1 protein-coding gene is annotated in these 667 nt (G+C 48.0%); it reads right to left on the bottom strand.

Annotated features, from left to right (window positions below):
* On the bottom strand, positions 1-667 hold a 667-nt coding region (locus ACS8FD_RS21245; protein WP_439277327.1), incomplete at both ends, for an ABC transporter substrate-binding protein.

The raw sequence follows: 667 nt of genomic DNA, 5'->3' as shown, positions 1-667 counted from the left end.
CGCTATGGATAAACCCGAAGCGCGACTTATCACCATAGGCGGACAGCTTATTACCATTGACCATGACCACCAAGCCGGTACCGCTGTCTTGGCTCAAAGCTTTGGTTTCATCAATCAGTCCGTCGATGTTTTGTTGCAGCTTTAGCGCCTCATCACTTTTGCCAAACAAGGCCCCCAAATCATGCAAGCGCTGTTTGCTGGACTCGTAAATATTGGTGGTATCGATCGTCATATCAAGTGTGGGCGCGATGCTTGAGAGCTCATTGTATTTTTCTGCCATACGTGAGCCGACCAAAATCGCTTGTGGCTGCATGGCGTTTAGGGCTTCAAGATCAGGCTCAAATACCGTACCCACCTCTTCTGGATCCGGCTGATTTTTGGAGTACAAGTTATCCAATTTTAGACCACTTGGGATACCTGTGACTGCGACATCAAGCGCCGCCAAGTCCTGCAATAGGGTCATGTCGTAGACCGCTATTGGTGAGGGATTGATCGGTAGGCTGACATCCCCTTTTACTGTATCAATATCGATAGCATTGACAGAAACGGCATCATTATTAGCGACGTTTGAAGCCGCATCCGCTGTTTTATTCTCAACCTTAGTGTCGTCTATTTCCGTCTCATTTGAGTCAGGTGACGAGCAGCCAGTTAAACCGATACTGACAAG

It is taken from the genome of Psychrobacter sp. 1U2 (genome assembly GCF_051847575.1).
This window is presented reverse-complemented; position numbering and strand designations above follow the sequence as displayed.